The organism is Hymenobacter sp. DG01, from assembly GCF_006352025.1.
In the GTDB taxonomy this organism is placed as follows: Bacteria; Bacteroidota; Bacteroidia; order Cytophagales; family Hymenobacteraceae; genus Hymenobacter.
On the sequence record NZ_CP040936.1, the window covers coordinates 1,249,210 to 1,267,106 of the forward strand.

The following is a 17,897-nucleotide window of genomic DNA, read 5'->3' on the forward strand; positions in this document are numbered from 1 at the left end:
GATAAGGTAAATGGCGACAAGTGACACGGCTGGGAGCTGCTCCATGAATCAGGCCGGATTCCTCCGCCTGATATGCAGGGCTGGCCTACCCCCTGCTTCCTTCTTAATCTGTCAACCTTTGCCCTATCACCTCCTCACCTGAAAACTACAGCCGCACCGGAATACCATCAGCCCGCAGGTGCTCTTTCAGCTCTCGGATACCAATCTCGCCGAAGTGAAAAATGCTGGCAGCCAACCCGGCGTCGGCGTGGGCCTGCTGGAATACGTTGGTGAAGTCCTGCTTGGAGCCCGCCCCACCGGAAGCCACCACCGGCACCGACACAGCCCGGCTTACGGCCCCGGTAATATCCAGCGCGAAGCCGTCCTTGGTGCCATCGTTGCTCATAGAAGTCAGCAGTAGCTCGCCGGCGCCCCGCTCAGCCGCCTCCCGACACCACTGCACCGCGTCGCGGCCGGTATTATGAGTGCCGGCCCGGGTGTAGATCTGCCAGCCGTCGGCATCGTTGTAGCGGGCATCAGCAGCTACCACAATGCACTGCGAACCAAAACGGGCGGCCAGCTCGTCAATGAGCTCGGGCCGGGCCAGCGCCGCGGAGTTGATGCTGACTTTATCGGCCCCGTTCAGCAGCAAGGCTTCCACATCGGCCACGGTGCCAATACCGCCGCCTACGGTGAACGGAATGTCCAGCTCACGCGCTACGTCGCGCACCAGCGCCACCAGGGTCGCGCGCTTTTGGTTGGTAGCGGTAATATCGAGGAACACCAGCTCGTCGGCGCCCTCGCGGGCATAGCGGGCAGCCAGGGCCACGGGGTCACCGGCATCGCGCAGGCCCTCAAACCGGACGCCCTTTACAGTGCGGCCATCCTTTACGTCGAGGCAGGGTATAATTCGTTTGGTTAGCATGGGTTGCTGAAATATGCTGTCATCCTGAGCGGAGCGAAGGACCTTATCACGCCGGCACGAAGCCGTTGTTATCCTTCAGCCGTAATAAGGTCCTTCGCTCCGCTCAGGATGACAAAAGAACCAATCAATAAACGCCCCTACAGCCAGGGTTGGAGCTCGGCCAGGGTAATGGTGCCCTCATAGATGGCCTTGCCAATAATAGCGCCGTGCATCCCGATTCTCGCCAGGGCTTCCACATCGGCCAGGGTCGTGACGCCGCCGCTGGCCACCAGCTGGGCAGCGGGTAGCTGCTTGCGCAATTGCTGGTAGGTAGCCAGCGCGGGGCCCTGCAGCTTGCCATCTTTGCTGACATCGGTGCAGATGAAGGTACTCGCGCCCGCCGTCAGGTAGTCGGCCACGAACTCCTGTAGGGTCCGCTCGCTCTGCTCGGCCCAGGCGTTAATGGAAATAAAGTTGTCGCGAAAATCAGCCCCCACGATGATGCGCTCAGCCCCAAAGGCGCGCAGCCAGCCGGCCACCGTTTCGGGTTCCCGCACGGCTATGCTGCCGGCCGTAATCTGACGGGCGCCCGCCTCAAAGGCCTGCCGCACGGTATCCTCGCTTTGCAGCCCCCCGCCAAAGTCAATTTCCAGGGCGGTGTGCCGGGCAATGCGCTCCAGTACCGGCAGGTTCACCGGCTGCTTGGCCCGGGCCCCGTCCAGGTCCACCAGATGCAGGCGCTTTACCCCATGCTGTTCGAAGCGCTGGGCTACGGCCAGGGGGTCGGAGTCGTAGGTGGTCTGCTGGGAGAAGTCGCCCTCGGTGAGGCGCACGCACTGGCCATTGATAAGGTCAATAGCGGGAATGATTTCCATGGGTGTCTGCTAGAATGATGAGGGTAGAAAGCGCCGCGGCACTTGGCCTGGCCACAGGGGGTAGCAGAATAATCCCTACCCCCTGTGGCCAGGCCAAAGGCGGCTAGAGCTTCAGAAAATTTTCCAGAATCCGCGTCCCGACCGGGCCGCTTTTCTCGGTGTGAAACTGCACGGCGTAGAAGTTCTGGTACTGCACGGCGGCACTAAATGGCGTGGGGTACTCGGCCTGGGCAATGGTATAATCCCCGACGGGTGCGTAGTAGCTGTGCACAAAGTATACGTAGTCCTCCTCGCGCAGCCCTTCAAAGAGCGGGGAGCGAAGCGCCTGCAGGTTGTTCCAGCCCATGTGCGGCACTTTGTACTCCGGAGCACTGGGGAAGCGAATCACGTTAAAAGGCAAAATACCGAGCAGGTCGGTACCGCCGCCTTCCTCACTATGTTGGCCCAGCAGCTGCATGCCCAGACAGATGCCCAGGAAAGGTTGAGTAAGCGTCGGTAGAAGCTCATCCAGGCCCTGGGCCCGCAGCTCGCGCATAGCCGAAGCAGCTTCGCCTTCGCCCGGAAACAAGACCTTATCGGCGCGCCGAATCACTTCGGGCTCCGAGGTCAGGGTAGCCTGTACTCCCAGGCGTTCTAGCGCAAACAGCACGGACTGTACGTTGCCGCCTTTGTAATCAATTACTGCTATTTCCATTTGAGGAGTTAAGAACAAATTGTCATTTACTCATTTGTATAAACATATGGTGCAACCCTTGCTCGCATTCAGCTGCCTTAATTCCCCTTCTTGACTCTCTAAGCAGATGTACTTGACAAACTAGAGACAATGAAGTCTTTACCATATGTTTATACAAATGTTAAAACTACAAAACTCCCTTCGTACTGGGAATTTCCATGCGGGCAGCATCCCGCACCAAAGCCATCTTGATGGACTTGGCTACGGCCTTGAAGATGGCCTCAATCTTATGGTGTTCGTTTTGCCCTTCGGCTTTAATATTGAGGTTGCAACGAGCCGCATCGGAGAAACTTTTAAAGAAATGGTAAAACATTTCCGTGGGCATGTCACCAATTTTTTCCCGCTTGAACTCCGCGTCCCATACCATCCAGGGGCGGCCGGAAAAGTCGATGGCGGCCTGGGCAAGCACGTCGTCCATGGGGAGCAGGAAACCGTAGCGGGCCAGACCACGCTTGTCGCCGAGGGCCTGGGTGAAGGCCTCGCCCAAGGCAATAGCCGTGTCTTCGATGGTATGGTGCTCGTCGATGTGCAAGTCACCCTGTACCGAAATTTTCATATCCACGCCCGAGTGCTTGCTGAGCTGATCAAGCATATGATCGAAGAACCCTAGCCCAGTGTGTATCTGCGGACGACCATTTCCATCGAGGTTTATTTCGATGCTGATTTTAGTTTCGTTGGTGTCGCGTTGTACTACCGCCGTGCGGGCGGGCAACCGCAGGAATTGGTATATCTTTTCCCAGTTGGTGGTTGTCAGAGCAGCGCGTTCATCCTCCTCCCCTTCCGGCCGGATCAGAATAGACTGGCAGCCTAAGTTCTGGGCCAGCTCCACATCGGTGAGCCGGTCGCCGATAACAAAGGAGCCGGCCAGGTCGTAGCCGCTTCCTTCTCCCAGGTACTGCTGCAGCATTCCAATGCCGGGCTTGCGGGTAGCCAGGTTTTCGTGGGGGAAGCTCCGGTCGATATGCTCGCGGGCAAACTCCACTCCTTCCGAGCGCAGAATATCGAGCATCATGGTGTGGGCCGGCCAGAAGGTGTCTTCCGGAAAGCTGTCGGTGCCCAGGCCATCTTGGTTGCTCACCAGCACCAGCTCGTAGTCCAGTTCGCGGGCAATGCGCGCCAGTCCGGTGATGGAGCCCGGCACAAACTGAAATTTTTCCCGGCTCAGGGAGTCAACCTGAAAATCGGTGGGCGGCTCGATGAGGATGGTGCCGTCCCGGTCAATGAAAAGAACTTTCTTCATGGTGGAGAGATGACCCCGCGGGGTCAGATGAAATCTGGAATGTCGTAACGTCGGGCAGATGCGGACTTACTCGAACTTCTGGAGGGCATCCAGCAGCTGCTCATTTTCCTGGGGTGAGCCCACCGTGAGGCGGAGCGTGCCGGCGCAGCCAGGCTGGGTAGTACGGTTGCGCACAATGATGCCTCGGCTTACCAGGAAGTCGTACACGGCTGTGGCATCAGGCCGGAAGCGCACCAGCAGGAAATTCGCATCCGAAGGAAATACGGTTTCCACGATGGGCACGGCCGGCAGACGCTCGGCCAGCCAATCGCGGCCCCGAAGCAGCTCCTGGCGCATACCCTCGAAGCGGGCGGCGTCGCGCAGGGCCTGCAGGGCGTGCTGCTGGGTAGCCTCCGATACGTTGTAGGGTGGCTTGATTTTGTTGAGGTAGCCGACGATTTCCGGACTGGCAAAGGCCATGCCCAAGCGCAGGCCCGCCAGGCCCCAGGCCTTGGAGAAGGTCTGCAGAATAACCAGGTTCGGAAACTCCTGCAGGCGCGTGGTCCAGCTGGGAGCCGCAGCAAAATCGGCATAAGCCTCATCCACTACTACCAGTCCCCGGAAGCCGCGCAGAATTTGCTCGATGGCTTCGGCGTGGAGCAGATTGCCCGTCGGGTTGTTGGGCGAGCACAAAAATACCAGCTTGGCCTCGGAAGCTACTACCCCCGCCACCGTCTCGGAAGAGAGCTGAAAGTCCTCGGTAAGCGGCAGCCGTTCAATACGCACATCATTCAGATTAGCGGCTACCTCATACATGCCATAGGTAGGCGGCAGAATCAGAATGCTGTCCTGGCCGGGAGTGCAGGTCAGGCGCACCAGCAGGTCGATGGCTTCGTCGGAGCCGTTTCCCAGAAAAATCTGCTCGGGCCGCACGCCTTTCAGCGGGGCCAGCTCGGCTTTCACGGCCCGCTGCACGGGGTCAGGGTAGCGGTTGAACCGCTCGGGGCCGGCGCTGCCCAGGCTATTCTCGTTGGCGTCGAGCATCACATGCGCCTCCCCCTGAAATTCATCGCGGGCCGAAGAATAGGGTTTCATGGCCCGGATGTTGGGCCGCACGAGGCTATCGAGGTTAAACATTGATTCTGAATTTAGGATGACCACGCTGTTAGCGCGGATTCTGTTCTATTGACCGTCGAGCGACTCCAGCCGCAGCGTGATGGCGCGGGCGTGGGCCCGTAGGCCTTCGGCTTCGGCCATCAGCTCCACCACCGGTCCCACATTGCGCAGGCCTTCGGTGGAAAGCCGTTGGAACGTTATCTTTTTCAGAAACGAATCCAGAGATACACCACTGTAGTTGCGGGCATAGCCGTTGGTGGGCAGCGTGTGGTTGGTGCCGGAAGCGTAGTCGCCGGCGGCTTCCGGAGTCAGGTGGCCCAGGAATACGGAGCCAGCGCTGGTAACACCTTCGGCCAATTGCTCGGGGTTCTCAACGGCCAAGATGAGGTGTTCGGGCGCGTACTGGTTCGAGAAGTAAAGCATTTCCTCCGGGGTGCGGAGCAGAATGGCCCGGCTTTCCTGCAGGGCCTGGGCGGCTACCTCAGCCCGGGGCAACTCCTGTAGCTGGCGGGTTACTTCGGCCTGAGTAGCTTCCAGGATGCTCATTGAATCCGAGAGCAGAATCACTTGCGAGTCGGGGCCGTGCTCGGCCTGGCTCAGCAAATCGGCGGCGACGAAAGCGGGGGTAGCCGAGGCGTCGGCAATAACCAGCACTTCCGACGGACCCGCCGGCATGTCAATGGCTACCCCATAGCGCGTGGCCAACTGCTTGGCGGCCGTCACGTAGCGGTTGCCGGGGCCGAAGATCTTATCAACAGCGGGCACCGAGGCCGTACCGCCGGTAAGGGCGGCAACGGCCTGGGCGCCGCCGGCTTTGATAATGGTGGTGATGCCCAGCAGCTGCGCCGTGAACAGAATCACTGGGTTCACGGAGCCGTCGCGCTGGGGCGGAGTGCACAGTACTACCTCCGGGCAGGCTGCCAACCGAGCCGGGACGCCCAGCATCAGCAGGGTGCTGAACAGCGGCGCCGTGCCGCCCGGGATGTAGAGGCCCACCCGCTGCACGGGCACCGCCCGGCGCCAGCAGTGTACGCCCGGCATGGTTTCTACTTGTTCTGGCTGCGGCACCTGTGCCTCGTGAAACCGTAAAATGTTGGCATAGGCCTGCCGAATGGCCGCCTGCAGCTCGGCCGGGACCTGGGCCGCGGCGGCCGTTAGCTCATCGAGACTGACGCGCAAACCGCCCGAGAGGTCGGCGCCGTCGAAGCGCTGGGCGTAGTCGAGCAGGGCCGCGTCGCCGCGCTGGCGCACATCCTCAAAAATCTGCTGTACCCGCTGGTCGATGTCCTGGGCCTGCTGGGCAGCGGCCCGCTGCTGCAGGGCGGGCCAGTCCGTTTGGGCGGGGTAGGAAAAGAATTGCATGAAGTTTTCTGGCTGACGTTTAGTAGTGATTTTACTAATGACTGCAAGTAGACGGCGCGAGTGCACTCCTATATATAAGGAGTAGCTGCTCGCGGCCTACCCCCGCCGGCTCAGGCAATCATCTTCTCAATCGGCAGCACCAGAATACCCTCGGCGCCTACGGCTTTCAGCTGCCCAGTAATGTGCCAGAAATCATCCTCATTGATGACCGACTGCACCGACACCCAGCCTTCCTCGGCCAGCTTGGTAACAGTTGGCGACTTGATACCGGGTAGCAACGCCTTCACGGCATCTAGCGAGGCCACCGGAGCGTTCAGCAGAATGTACTTGTTGCGCCGGGCCCGGCGCACGGCCTGCATCCGGAACTGTAGCTGCTCTAGCAGCTCCTTTTTCTCAGCGCTCAACTGCTGGTTGGCAATCAGCACGGCTTCGGAGCGAAACACGGTTTCTACTTCCCGCAGCCCGTTGCCAAGCAGCGTAGAGCCGCTGCTCACAATATCACAGATGGCCTCGGCCAGCCCAATGCTGGGGGCAATTTCTACCGAACCGCTAATGGTGTGCAGGTTAGCGGTTACGCCCCGCTCCTGCAGGTAGCTGCCCAGAATCCGGGGGTAGGACGTGGCAATGTTCTTACCTGAGAGGTCAGCCACGGAGTCGTAACCAGCGGCGCGGGGCACGGCCAGGCTCAGGCGGCACTTGCTGAAACCCAGCCCTTCGATTTCCAGCTGGGGTAGGCCGGCTTCTACCAGCACGTTTTGCCCCACAATGCCCAGGTCGGCCACGCCGTCCTGCACGTAGCCGGGAATATCGTCGTCGCGGAGGTAGAGGATTTCGAGGGGGAAGTTGGTCGCTTCAGTTTTAAGCTTGTACGAGGAGCTGAGGAAGCTGATACCGCACTCCCGAATCAGGTTCAGGGAGTCTTCGCTAAGGCGGCCCGATTTCTGGATGGCCAGACGGAGCATATAGTTAAGTTAAGGGGTGGGACGAAGAACTGACCAAAAGGCAGTTCCTGCTTGTACTTCAGTAAGATTCGGGAGGGAGTCGGGACCCAGGTCGTTGGAAAACGGCAATACGCTGCCGGGGCCACCTGTTTGCGGGGGCCGGGGAACCAAGTGCGGTTCGCCCAACGGGGTCAATATGATGCGTGCATTCCTCTAGAAAGAGGAATGATGCCCGTGATGATGATGGTGCTGCTGCGACGCGCTGGACCCGGCCCGGCGGCCCAGAGAGCGGGCGGCCATAGTACGGCAAGGGGTCAGAAACAACGCGGAGAAAAGCATACGGGGCTGATAGTAGCGGGACAAATGTACGGGCCAACGGGTAGGATGAAAACTTTTCAGCAAAAATTTTACATGAAAGCCGGACCTTTGCGTTTTCCGTGTTCCTGCAACCTGATTTTTGGCATCATTGTTTCAGGAAAATCTCAACCCGCATGCCCGCTAGGGTTTCGCTCCTTCCACCTACTGCTCTTTTGTATGCATAGTGTCCGGCTTCTGGCTCTTCGTCTGGGATTAGGAATCAGCCTGCTTGGGGCCGCTTCTCTGGTGCAGGCCCAAACGGCGGCCCCTACCCCCGCCGCGGCCGCCGAACCGGCTAGCCCTACCCCTGCTCCGGCTTCAAACACTCCCGCCTCAACAATTCCGCCCGTTACCAGTCAGGCCCCTTCTCCGGTTATGGGTGCCCAGCCGGTTCAACTGCCTCTGCCCCAGGCCAGCCCCCGGGCCTCAGTTATCCAGACGTTTGGCCTTACCGAAGTAACCGTGGACTACCATGCTCCCTCCGTGCGCGGCCGGGCCGTGTGGGGGGGCCTCGTTCCCTACGACCAGATCTGGCGGGCCGGCGCCAATGAAAACACCCTGATTAAGTTCTCGACGCCTGTGCTATTGCGCGGCCAGACGGTGCCGGCCGGGCAGTACTCCTTTTACGTCATGCCCCACCAGGATCGGGACTGGGAACTGGTGCTTAACCGCGTAACCACCCACTGGGGCGCCGAGGGCTACGATCAGCGCGACGATGTTATTCGGGTGCCGGTGATACCCGAGACGGCCCCTTTCCACGAAAACCTGCTGTACTGGTTTTCCGATATCAAATCTACCGGGGCTCACCTCAACCTGACCTGGGAAAAGCGGACGCTCGTTCTGCCCATCGAGACGGAAGTGCACAAGCAGGTACTCAGCGGCATTGAGCAAGTACTGCAGCAAAAGCCCGGCGACTGGCAGCTGCTAGCCCAGGCCGCCGACTACCTAGTGCAGAACAACATCGAAGCCGAACGCGCCCTGACGTATATTAATGAATCGTTGCGCCTGCAGGATGCGGCCTCCAATAATTGGATTAAGGCCCGGCTGCTGGCCCAGCAGCAGGACTTCGGCACGGCCATCGTATATGCCCGCAAGGCCATCAAGTTGGGCGACAAGGAAGACAGCGCCTTCAAAAATCAGTTACCCAGCATGCGCATTGCCCTCACGGAGTGGCAGGCCAAGGCGTATTAAAGGGACTCGTACAAGGAATACTTCCCTTGAAAAAGCAGCCCTCCTGAGGGCTGCTTTTTTGTTGCTTTCTCGCCGAGCCCTTTATTTCATGATATGGAGGAGTTTTTAGCGCTTTGTCATGCTATTCAGGCTTTGTCGCCGGAGCTGGAACTGGCCCTACGCCAGCAGGTACGGCAGGAAACTGTGGTCCAGCGGCAGCTCTTGCTTCAACCCGGCCAGATTGCACACCGCCTCTACTTTCTGGAAACCGGCCTGGTGCGGGGCTTCCACCTGAAAGACGGTAAAGAAGTAACCGCGTGGTTTATGCGGGAGGGCGACTTTGTCATCTCCATTCTGAGCTTCTTTTCCCAGCAGCCTTCGCACGAGTATCTGCAGGCCCTGACGCCCTGTACCTTGTGGTCGTTGAGCTACGAGCAGCTGCAGCAGCTCTACCAGCAGTTTCCGGAGTTTAACTATATCGGCCGCGTACTCACGGAGAAGTACTACGTACTCAGCGAGCAACGGGCTCTGCACCTGCGCATGCTTTCGGCCCCGGAGCGCTACGACAAGCTCCTGCTCGACTTCCCGGATATCTTTCAGCGCGTCCCGCTGAAGCTATTGGCGTCGCACCTGGGCCTCACCCCCGAAACCCTCAGCCGCTTGCGCGCCCGCCGTTCTTGATAAATGTCAAGAGTTGCCAGAAGCAGAAACCTCACCTTTGAGCATGGTTTCACCTTCTTTTCTGGTAACAGCGCCATGCTCCACCAACGCCTAACTATTTTAACGGCCACTTTGCTTTCAGCTCTGTTGCTGGGTAGCAACGTCCTGCTGGGCTACTATGCCGCGCCGTGGGAAATTCTGCTGACTCCGGTAGTGCTCGTAGCTACCAGCCTGCTCCTGCTCACCACCCGCAGTGTACGCCCTACCCCCGTACTCCGCGCTCTACTGCTAGCCCTGCTGATTTGTGGCCACGATATGGGGGTGAAGCTCTACGGCGGGGGTAGCCACGACGCGGAAGGCCAGGGAGTTATCCATGCCTTTCTGTTTATGGGCCTTCTGCCGGCCTACTGCATTCTGATCCTGAAAGTTAGCCAGCTGAAAGGACTGGCACCCTGGCACATCCGGCTGGCGGCCTGCCTGCTGTTTCCGCTGGTGCTGGCGGTCCATCTGTACTTCTTTGGCGCGCTTGGTTATGGCGTCTCAAATGATTGCCGGTACAGCTGCTGACGCGCCCGGCTAGAAACGGGCAATAACCCGCAGGTTCACCAGGCGGCGCGACAGAAAGTTAGGAACAGCGTAGGTGCGCCCGTTCAGGTCCTGGACGTAGTTGTAGCCGGCCAGGTTATCGGCGGCTAGAATATTGAGAATTTCCAGGCTGGCCCACAGGGTCTTGAGCTGCACCGCGCGGCCACTGGCTTCTTCCACGGGCGTGCGCAGGGTGAGCACTTTGGTAAAGCCCAGATCCACGCGCTTGTAGGCCCGGGTCAGCTCACTGGTACCGCGCAGGTCGGGGTCGTCGGGGGGGCTAAACGGCAGGCCCGTACCAAACACCAGGTTCACGTAGCCCTTCACGGAGGGATTACCCGGCAGGTTATCCTGCAGAAATATGCCCAGGTTCAGGCGCTGATCCGAGGGGCGCCGGATGTAGCCCTTGGGCTGGCGGCTGATTACGGTGGTCCGATCTTCGTTATAGATGTTGAGGGAGTCGCCGGCCAGGTTTTCGCGGGTGGTGAGCAGGCCCAGGCTAAACCACGACTCGGTGCCCGGAATAAACTCTCCGCTTACGCGGGCATCGAGGCCGGCGGCGTATGCTTTGGCGTTGTTCTGGGCGTAGTAGCGCAGGCGCACGTTATCAATGTCGTAGGGCACGACGTCGGTGAGGTACTTGTAGTAAGCCTCGCCGGTAAAGCGGAACGGCCGCCCCCACTTGGTAAAGCGCAGCTCATTGCCCACAATAAAGTGCAGGGAGCGTTGGGCCCGCAGCTCCGGGTTCAGCTGGCCCTGCTGGGCCTGTGGCGCCCCCGACTGGTAGCGCAGCTCCCGGTAGAACGGAGGCTGGTAGTACATCCCGGCGGCAGCTTTCCAGGATACGCGCGGGTTGCGGGCGCTGGTAAAAGCGTACTGCACCCGTGGGCTAACGGTGAGTTGCTGGTTGATGGACCAGTGGTTCAGACGCAGTCCGTAGGTGAGGGTTTTCAGCGAATCGAACTGGTAGGTGTGCTGGAGGTAGCCCTGGGTGCGGGTGCTTTCCAGCTTCAGATCGGAAACCAGCCGGGTGCGCCGGGCCTCCGGCACGTAATCGGCCGAGTCGGTGAAGCTGTATTCGTTGAGCTGGTCCTCAATCCGCTCCCGGCCCGCTTTCAACCCCCAGCGCACCGTGCTCCTCTCCCCGGGCGTCCAGGTGCCGCGGGTTTCCACGGTAGCAATGCGGGCCGTGAGGTTGTTGCGAGAGTGGTCGAAGCGCGAGCCCAGCCCCCGCCGGTTCACATCCAGGTTATAGTCCGGCGAGTTCGGGTCGCGGTTGATTTCAGCAATGCTGTAGGCGGCTTCCACGTCGCGGTACTCAAACTCGCGCGAATACAGCAGCCCGCCCAGTAGCTCCAGCTGCAGGTTGGGTCGCAGCTCGTGGCGCAGGTTCAGTCCGCCCTGGTAGGTATCGTACTGCATGCGCTCCTGCCCGGCGTAGCCAATATAAAGGCGGGAAAGCTGGTTGGCGGCCGTGCTGAAGGTGCTTTCCCCGCTTTCCGGGTTGAAGCGGTAATCGTTGTGGGCAAAGGTGTTTAGCAGGCCCAGCGTGGTACGCTCCGGGTTGTTCCGGGGGCCCAGGGCTACCGTAATCAGGCTTTGCCCGTCATAGAAGGTAGGGTTGTAGCGGCCCTGCTGTTGTTGCAGGGAGTTAAACACGTAGGTGGCATTCTTGTAGCGCACCCCGGCCAGGTAGCTGATGCGCTTGTTCGGTGAGGACGCTTCCACGTGGGCCGTGCCCCCCACCAGACTGGCCGTGGCCGAGGCACCAAACTTGGCGGGCTGCTTGTACTCGATATTCAGCACCGAAGACAGCTTGTCGCCAAACCGGGGCTGCCACCCCCCGGTCGAAAACTCGACCCGGTTGACCAGATCGGGGTTAATAAAGCTGAGGCCTTCCTGGGTAGCGGCCGTCACCAGAAACGGCCGGTACACCTCAAAGCCGTTGACGTACACCAGGTTTTCCTCGTAGTTGCCGCCGCGCACGGAGTAGGTGCTAGTTAGCTCGTTGGTGCTGGCTACCCCCGGCAGGGTCTTGAGCACGGCGCTGAAGTCGCCGAAGGGCGAGGGAATTTCTTTGGCCGTGCGCGGCTCCAGCTGCATAACGCTCACTTGCTCGCGCGTATCGGCCGCATCAGAGCGGCCCCGCACGGTTACGTTGCCCAGGGCCCGGGAATCTTCGATCAGAGTCAGGCTCAGCTCCCGCTTCTCCTGCAGGTTTAAGGGCAGGCGCAGGGTCTGGTAGCCCAGGCGGCGCGCTACCAACACGGGTTCCTTGCCGCTCTGGGGCCGCACCACGCTTAGGGCAAAGCGGCCCCGGTCATCGGTATTGGTGCCCCCGGCCAGGCCCTCCACTCCCACCGCTACCTGCTCCAACGGCTGTCCGGCCGCATCGCGCACGGTGCCCGTTACCAGCACCCGCGCCGTTGCCGGTTGCTGGGCCTGAAGTATCCCGAGGGGGCTGGCCACCAGCACCAGGGTAGCGCAGACGGGAAGCGGCCGGAGCAGCAAGGGCAGCCACAGCAGCGGATAAGAGCGGAAAAGAGTGGGCATCCGCGGGCTTAGTTGTAGTCTTCTGTATCAGCGGGGGCCGCTAGCTGCTGGCGCATCTGGGCCAGGGTAGCCACCGGATCAGCGGAGTTAAATACAAAGGAGCCGGCCACCAGCACGTCGGCCCCGGCTTCTACCAGCGCCGCAGCGTTGTCCAGGGTTACGCCCCCGTCTATTTCAATTAGTGCCCCCGAGCCGCTGTCCACCAGCAGTTCCTTGAGGGCGGCTACCTTGCGCAGGGTGTTCGGGATAAACGTTTGACCGCCGAAGCCCGGATTTACCGACATCACACAAACCAGATCCAGGTCGGCGGCAATTTCCTCCAGCACCCACACCGGCGTATGCGGATTGAGGGCTACCCCCGCCCGGCAGCCCAGCTGCTTGATCTGCTGCACCACCCGGTGCAGGTGAGGGCAGGCCTCGTAGTGCACCGTAATGTTGGCGGCCCCGGCGTCGCGGAAGGCACTGAGGTAGTGCTGGGGCTCCTCTATCATCAGGTGCACATCAATGGGCTGCCGGGCGTGCCGGTGCACGGCCTGCAGCACCGGAATACCGAAGGATATATTGGGCACGAAGCGCCCGTCCATCACGTCGAAGTGCAGCCAGTCAGCGGCCGAGCCGGCCAAACGCTCGGTTTCGAATTGCAGATTGCCAAAATCAGCGGCCAGAAGTGAGGGGGCCAGTAGCGGGGCCATACGGCGGGTCGGGTTCATAGCACGAAAGTAGCGGATTGCCGTGAGGTGCAAACAGGGTCAGCCCCGGATACTCACCGGAAAGCCAGGGGCAGTTCCGCCTGCTATGCTGCCCCTGGCATTTTCCCGGGCTACCTGCGGGCCCGTCAGGACGCCACCTCATATAAACGAGGCGCCGGAACAACCAGTGTTCCGGCGCCTCGGCTTCTATCAGGCAGCAGGCTAAAAGCTAGCTGGGCTTTTCCCAGGCTCGCCAATCGAGCTTGCCATCCTCGGTTTTACGCAGAAATACGGTTTGGTCGTCGTCCTGGCGCTTGCCAAAGGTCACGTCGCCGCGGCAGTCCAGGCACTTTACGGAGGTGTACTTGAACTTGTCCTGGGCTACCCGGGCCGTCAGATCCAGGTTGTCGGAGCCGCAGAGGCCGCACTTCGGCACATCGGGGAAGCTCAGCCGGTCGTATTCGGCCACCACTTCGTGGAAGTTGGCGCCTTGCACCGTGAAGTGAAACTGCCGGCGCCCGATGCGCTTGGAGACCATCATTTGTAACATACTGGAAGAGAGTTGGAAGTGTATAAATGCCTTGATGGCTGTTCTTATGAAACAAAGCAGGCCCCTGATGAGTGCCCTTTTGACTAATTAAATTTGCACATTACTAACCAAAATAGCAAACTAAAAACATCATTTCCATTAAAAAGCCGATGGAACCTGGTGTCCCTTGCCCCCGAAGCCGCTGTCTATAGCTTCACGAACCGCACGGTGCGCTGCTCCCGGCCGGCACTCACAGTGCAGGTGTACACCCCTTTTATCAGCAGGCCCGGCCGCAGGCGCACAGCCGCCGCCGTGGTGGCTGCTACCTCTTCCTCTGCCACCAGCGCCCCCCGGGCATCGTAAATCCGTACGCGCAGGGGTACGCCCTGAAAGCCTACCGCCAGCTGCAGATACAGCTCCGTTTCCTTCACCGGGTTGGGGTAAATAAATAACTCCTGCCGGGCCGAGGCGGTCTGGGTGGCCAGTGGGGTGCCGGGGTTAGCCAGGTTGTATGCCCGCACGAAGTCGGGGATGCCGTAGCCTACCTCATCGTTGGGGGTAGTGGCCCGGCTACCGGAGCGCTGCAGAAAGCTGATAACCTGCTGGGCCGTTAGCTGGGGGTTGGCCTGCCAGAAACCGGCCACCATCCCCGCCAGCACCGGGCACGAGTACGAGGTGCCGTTGCCACGGTTTACACGGCCATCCGGCGACACAATGGCGGTTTGCTGCCCCATAGCCGACAGGTTAGGCTTGATGCGCCCATCGGCCGTAGGGCCGCGGGAACTGAAGCTGGCTCGCGCCAGCAGTGAGTCCACGGCCCCTACGGTCAGGATGGAGTCGGCATCGGCGGGAGCCGTGACGTAGCGCCAGGTGTTGCCTCCCTCGTTGCCGGCGCTGTTCACCACCAGCATGCCTACCCGGGCGGCCAGGGTAGCGGCGCGGGTCGAAATAGCCGTGCGTCCGTTCAGGTCGGCGTAGGTATAGTCGATGGAAGGGTAATCAAAAGTGGTGTAGCTCAGCGAGGAGCTGATGATATCCACGCCCGCAGAGTCGGCATACTCGGCCGCAATCAGCCAGTTGGCTTCTTCTACGGGGTGTTCAGAGTAAATATCCTCCGTGATGCAGAGGTGGTAGGTAGCCTGGGGTGCCGTCCCGATATAAGCGCCGGGCTCGTTGGCGGCCATGGTGGACAGGCAGTGAGTGCCGTGACTGTTGCGCTGATAAACCGCCGTGTTCTTATCCACGAAGTTAAAGGTGCTGGCCAGGCGTTGCTCATTACGCAGGGAAGCAAAGGCAGGCGCCGTATTTACGCCCGGAAAACCGGCATCAAACACGGCAATCTGCAGGCCTTCGCCCCGGAAGCCGGCCTCATGCATACGCACGGCCCCAATCATGTGGGCCTGCGTGTACGCCTTGCCGTAGGGGTTGGCGCTGGTGCTTTCCGGCGTGGTGGGGGTCTGCTCGCCTTCCCCCCGCTTGCGGCTGCCGGGCAGGCCCCGGTTCAGGGTCCGGGCCCCGCGTACGCACGGCAGGGCCTGCAGCTGTTGCAGCGTGGCCGAGTCGCAGGCCACCACGGCGGCGTTAAACCAGCGGGAGGTGTACCAGAGCTGGGCGCCGGGCACGGCCTTTACCTGCTGCACGTAGGCCGGACTTACCGGTAAGTCGCGGGGTAGCAGGGCAATGTTCTGGCGCTGGCGCCGCTGCACGGCCCGGGCCGAGAGAAACGTCTGAGGCTGGCTAAGCTGGTGGGGTGTGCCGGCTTTATCTTTGAAATAAATCAGGTGCTTGCGCACGGTACCAGGGGCCGGGGAAGTGGGCCCCGGGGCCGCCAGACGGGAACTGGCTTCGACGGGCGCGGGGGCTGCCGATGCACTCAGCCCAAGGGCCAGCGCCAGGCCGGAAAAGAAACGAGAAAAAACCATTCGGATGGCAACTAGACTTGCCGGAAGATACAAAGGAATCCGGTCTTTTGTCCTTTTCCGGGGCATTTTGTACTGCCTCATCTACCCCCCGGAAAGCAAAAAACCGGCTAGTACAGCAAGCTGCACCAGCCGGTTTTGCTGGCAGAGTACTCCGCGTGAAACGCCTACTTGCCCGAATCAATCAGGACCTCACTGCGCGACTGGCCCTGCTGCCGGAAGGCCGGGTTGCAGCCAACGGCGTCGCAGCGGCTGATGAAGCGGCGGCGCACCCGGTACACCGGACCTACTCCCCGGGCAAAGGTGCTGCGGATGACGGTGTAGTATGCCGCGTTTATTTCCTTGTCCGATACGTCGCTGGTGGTGGTCACCGTGTTATCGTACTGGTAAGTTTTCCCGCCCCGACTGATGCTGAAGGGCTGCCCCACCCGGGTGTAAAAGCGGTTCACGGCCACCAACGTATCCAGGGAGTTGAAGGCGTTCCAGTTCCAGGACTTGTCTTCCTGCACCGGAAAAACCAGCTCTACGGTGCGGCGATTGTTGCGCTGCTCGGTCAGGGACCGGCTGGTGGCTGTCACGGTAATAATGGAGTCCACCTTCCAGGCATCTGTGGGCAGTGTGCGGCGCGAGCGGATAATGCGGTACACGGGTTGCCCGGTAGCATCGGTTTCCAGCCCGGTATCTACCTGCTCCTTAAACTGAAAGCGGCTGACGGTGGGCACATTGGCCTGGTAGGACGTATCTACCACGTCGTACACCCGGTAGGCGCCTGCTTCCAGGGGAAAATAATCGCGCCCCGACTCAGGAACGGCTTCTGTCTGGTTTTCGCAGCCGGCCAGTCCGGCCGCCATAAGTCCGCCCAGCAACAGGCTGGCCCGGCGGCCCGATACGAGAGTAGCTAGTGAATACATCTGGCACATAGAGTTGTAATAAGGGCAGAAAAATAGCACAGGATTCGGACTCCTACCCCCTACCGTCGGCCGAACCACCATTACGGCCGACCAGGGCAGGCACGGTCCATACCGGAAGCCGCAACACCTGGGGGCGCAAACAAGGGTTTGCGCCCCCAGGCCATAGGGCAGCGGCAGGACCGGCAGCTTAGCCGGCCGTGGCTACGGCGGCGGAAGGCTCCGGAATGTCGCCGATGGTGTGGCGCTCAATCCAGCCACCACCCAGCACATCCTGGCCCTCGTAGAACACGGCCGCCTGCCCGGGGGTAACAGCGTGTACTGCCTCCTCGAAGTAGATATAAATCTTGTCGCCCTTCTGCTCCAGGAAAGCCGGGGAGCCGTCGTGGTTGTAGCGGATTTTGGTGATGCTGGGCACCAGGCCGCGGCCTTCCAGGGAGGCGTACTTGCCCATGTTGAGCTTGCCGACTACCGTGCGGGTGCTGGCCAGATCCTCGAAGTTACCCAGCACGACCCGGTTGGTTTCGGGGTCGATGGCCGTGACGTAGGCCGGGAAACCCAAGGCCACGCCCAGCCCTTTGCGCTGCCCGATGGTGTAGAAGGGGTAGCCTTCGTGCTTGCCCACCACTGTGCCGTCGCGCAGTACAAACTCGCCCCCGGCTACGCGCTCCTCCAGGCCCGGCACCCGTCGGCGCAGGAAGCCGCGGTAGTCGTTGTCGGGGATAAAGCAGATTTCGTAGCTCTCGGGCTTGTTCACCAGCTCGGTAAAGCCCCGCTCCCGGGCAAAGTCATAAATGGCAGTTTTACGCAGCTGGCCCAGCGGGAACAGGGTGCGGGCCAGGCTCTCCTGGGTCACGCCCCAGAGCGCGTAGCTTTGGTCCTTGTTTTCGTCGATGCCCTTACTGATGACGTAGCGGCCGTTTTCCTCGCGCACCTGGGCGTAGTGGCCCGTAGCAATAAAGTCGCAGCCCAGCTGGTCGGCCCGGCGCAGCAGCGCGTCCCACTTGATGTGGGTATTGCAGAGCACGCAGGGGTTGGGCGTACGGCCCGCCAGGTATTCTTCGGTGAAGTTGCTGATGACAAAGTCGCCGAACTCGTCGCGGATATCAATGATGTAGTGCGGGAAGCCGAGCTCCACGGCAATCTGCCGGGCGTCGTTGATGCTGTCGAGGGAGCAGCAGCCGGTTTCCTTCTTGCTGCCGCCCGCCGAGGCGTAATCCCAGGTTTTCATGGTCATTCCCACCACTTCGTAGCCCTGCTCGTGCAGCAGCACGGCGGCCACGGAGCTGTCGATGCCGCCGCTCATGGCAACCAGCACCCGTCCTTTCGTTGTGTTCATATGCAGTGAAATTGCGCCCGAAGCGTGAAAGGTTCCGGCCGAATACGCAAAGGTACGCC

The 17,897-nt window shown here is 60.8% G+C and carries 16 protein-coding genes; 3 read left to right on the forward strand and 13 right to left on the reverse strand.

All coding sequences use genetic code 11. From position 1 onward, the window contains the following. Positions 1-145 precede the first annotated feature (145 nt). The 7 genes from hisF to hisG form a co-directional block, all read right to left on the reverse strand. Positions 146-904 (reverse strand): imidazole glycerol phosphate synthase subunit HisF, encoded by a 759-nt coding sequence (gene hisF / locus FGZ14_RS05310; RefSeq protein ID WP_139921951.1) that lies wholly within the window; start codon positions 902-904, stop codon positions 146-148. 137 nt (positions 905-1,041) lie between these two features. Then, complete coding sequence (hisA, locus tag FGZ14_RS05315; RefSeq protein WP_139921954.1) at positions 1,042-1,758, reverse strand: 1-(5-phosphoribosyl)-5-[(5-phosphoribosylamino)methylideneamino]imidazole-4-carboxamide isomerase; 717 nt, start codon at positions 1,756-1,758, stop codon at positions 1,042-1,044. Between the two features lie 103 nt (positions 1,759-1,861). After that, positions 1,862-2,452, reverse strand: coding sequence for an imidazole glycerol phosphate synthase subunit HisH (gene hisH, locus FGZ14_RS05320; RefSeq protein WP_139921956.1), 591 nt, complete (start codon positions 2,450-2,452; stop codon positions 1,862-1,864). Between the two features lie 166 nt (positions 2,453-2,618). Then, positions 2,619-3,731, reverse strand: coding sequence for a bifunctional histidinol-phosphatase/imidazoleglycerol-phosphate dehydratase HisB (gene hisB / locus FGZ14_RS05325; RefSeq protein ID WP_139921958.1), 1,113 nt, complete (start codon positions 3,729-3,731; stop codon positions 2,619-2,621). A 66-nt stretch (positions 3,732-3,797) separates the two neighbouring features. Next, the gene (hisC, locus tag FGZ14_RS05330; protein WP_139921961.1) at positions 3,798-4,847 is read right to left on the reverse strand and encodes a histidinol-phosphate transaminase; all 1,050 of its coding nucleotides are present in this window, start codon (positions 4,845-4,847) and stop codon (positions 3,798-3,800) included. A gap of 45 nt (positions 4,848-4,892) precedes the next feature. Then, a complete protein-coding gene (hisD, locus tag FGZ14_RS05335) occupies positions 4,893-6,188 on the reverse strand; it encodes a histidinol dehydrogenase (protein ID WP_139921962.1) in 1,296 nt (431 codons plus the stop codon). 110 nt (positions 6,189-6,298) lie between these two features. Then, the gene (gene hisG, locus FGZ14_RS05340) at positions 6,299-7,150 is read right to left on the reverse strand and encodes an ATP phosphoribosyltransferase (RefSeq protein ID WP_139921964.1); all 852 of its coding nucleotides are present in this window, start codon (positions 7,148-7,150) and stop codon (positions 6,299-6,301) included. A gap of 513 nt (positions 7,151-7,663) precedes the next feature. Here hisG and FGZ14_RS05345 point away from each other — a divergent pair. The 3 genes from FGZ14_RS05345 to FGZ14_RS05355 all read left to right on the forward strand — a co-directional run bounded on the left by FGZ14_RS05345 (position 7,664) and on the right by FGZ14_RS05355 (position 9,883). Beyond that, positions 7,664-8,677 carry a DUF2911 domain-containing protein gene (locus FGZ14_RS05345; RefSeq protein ID WP_180754503.1) on the forward strand — a complete coding sequence of 338 codons (1,014 nt, stop codon included), beginning with the start codon at positions 7,664-7,666 and terminating at the stop codon, positions 8,675-8,677. Positions 8,678-8,770: 93 nt separating this feature from the next. Then, positions 8,771-9,337, forward strand: a complete 567-nt coding sequence (locus tag FGZ14_RS05350; RefSeq protein ID WP_139921968.1) for a Crp/Fnr family transcriptional regulator — start codon at positions 8,771-8,773, stop codon at positions 9,335-9,337. 75 nt (positions 9,338-9,412) lie between these two features. Continuing rightward, a complete protein-coding gene (locus FGZ14_RS05355; RefSeq protein WP_139921970.1) occupies positions 9,413-9,883 on the forward strand; it encodes a hypothetical protein in 471 nt (156 codons plus the stop codon). A gap of 9 nt (positions 9,884-9,892) precedes the next feature. Here the strand turns inward: FGZ14_RS05355 and FGZ14_RS05360 are convergent, their stop codons facing one another. From FGZ14_RS05360 to mnmA, 6 genes are all read right to left on the reverse strand, one after another. Further along, on the reverse strand, positions 9,893-12,454 hold the full coding sequence (locus FGZ14_RS05360; RefSeq protein ID WP_139921972.1) for a carboxypeptidase-like regulatory domain-containing protein: 2,562 nt from the start codon (positions 12,452-12,454) through the stop codon (positions 9,893-9,895). A gap of 8 nt (positions 12,455-12,462) precedes the next feature. Next, positions 12,463-13,164 carry a ribulose-phosphate 3-epimerase gene (gene rpe, locus FGZ14_RS05365; protein WP_139921974.1) on the reverse strand — a complete coding sequence of 234 codons (702 nt, stop codon included), beginning with the start codon at positions 13,162-13,164 and terminating at the stop codon, positions 12,463-12,465. 208 nt (positions 13,165-13,372) lie between these two features. Further along, the gene (locus FGZ14_RS05370) at positions 13,373-13,693 is read right to left on the reverse strand and encodes a hypothetical protein (RefSeq protein WP_139921976.1); all 321 of its coding nucleotides are present in this window, start codon (positions 13,691-13,693) and stop codon (positions 13,373-13,375) included. 185 nt (positions 13,694-13,878) lie between these two features. Next, complete coding sequence (locus tag FGZ14_RS05375) at positions 13,879-15,594, reverse strand: S8 family serine peptidase (protein ID WP_180754504.1); 1,716 nt, start codon at positions 15,592-15,594, stop codon at positions 13,879-13,881. A 164-nt stretch (positions 15,595-15,758) separates the two neighbouring features. Beyond that, on the reverse strand, positions 15,759-16,502 hold the full coding sequence (locus tag FGZ14_RS05380; protein WP_139921980.1) for a hypothetical protein: 744 nt from the start codon (positions 16,500-16,502) through the stop codon (positions 15,759-15,761). Positions 16,503-16,689: 187 nt separating this feature from the next. Then, positions 16,690-17,838 carry a tRNA 2-thiouridine(34) synthase MnmA gene (gene mnmA / locus FGZ14_RS05385; RefSeq protein ID WP_139921982.1) on the reverse strand — a complete coding sequence of 383 codons (1,149 nt, stop codon included), beginning with the start codon at positions 17,836-17,838 and terminating at the stop codon, positions 16,690-16,692. Between the last annotated feature and the right edge of the window lie 59 nt (positions 17,839-17,897).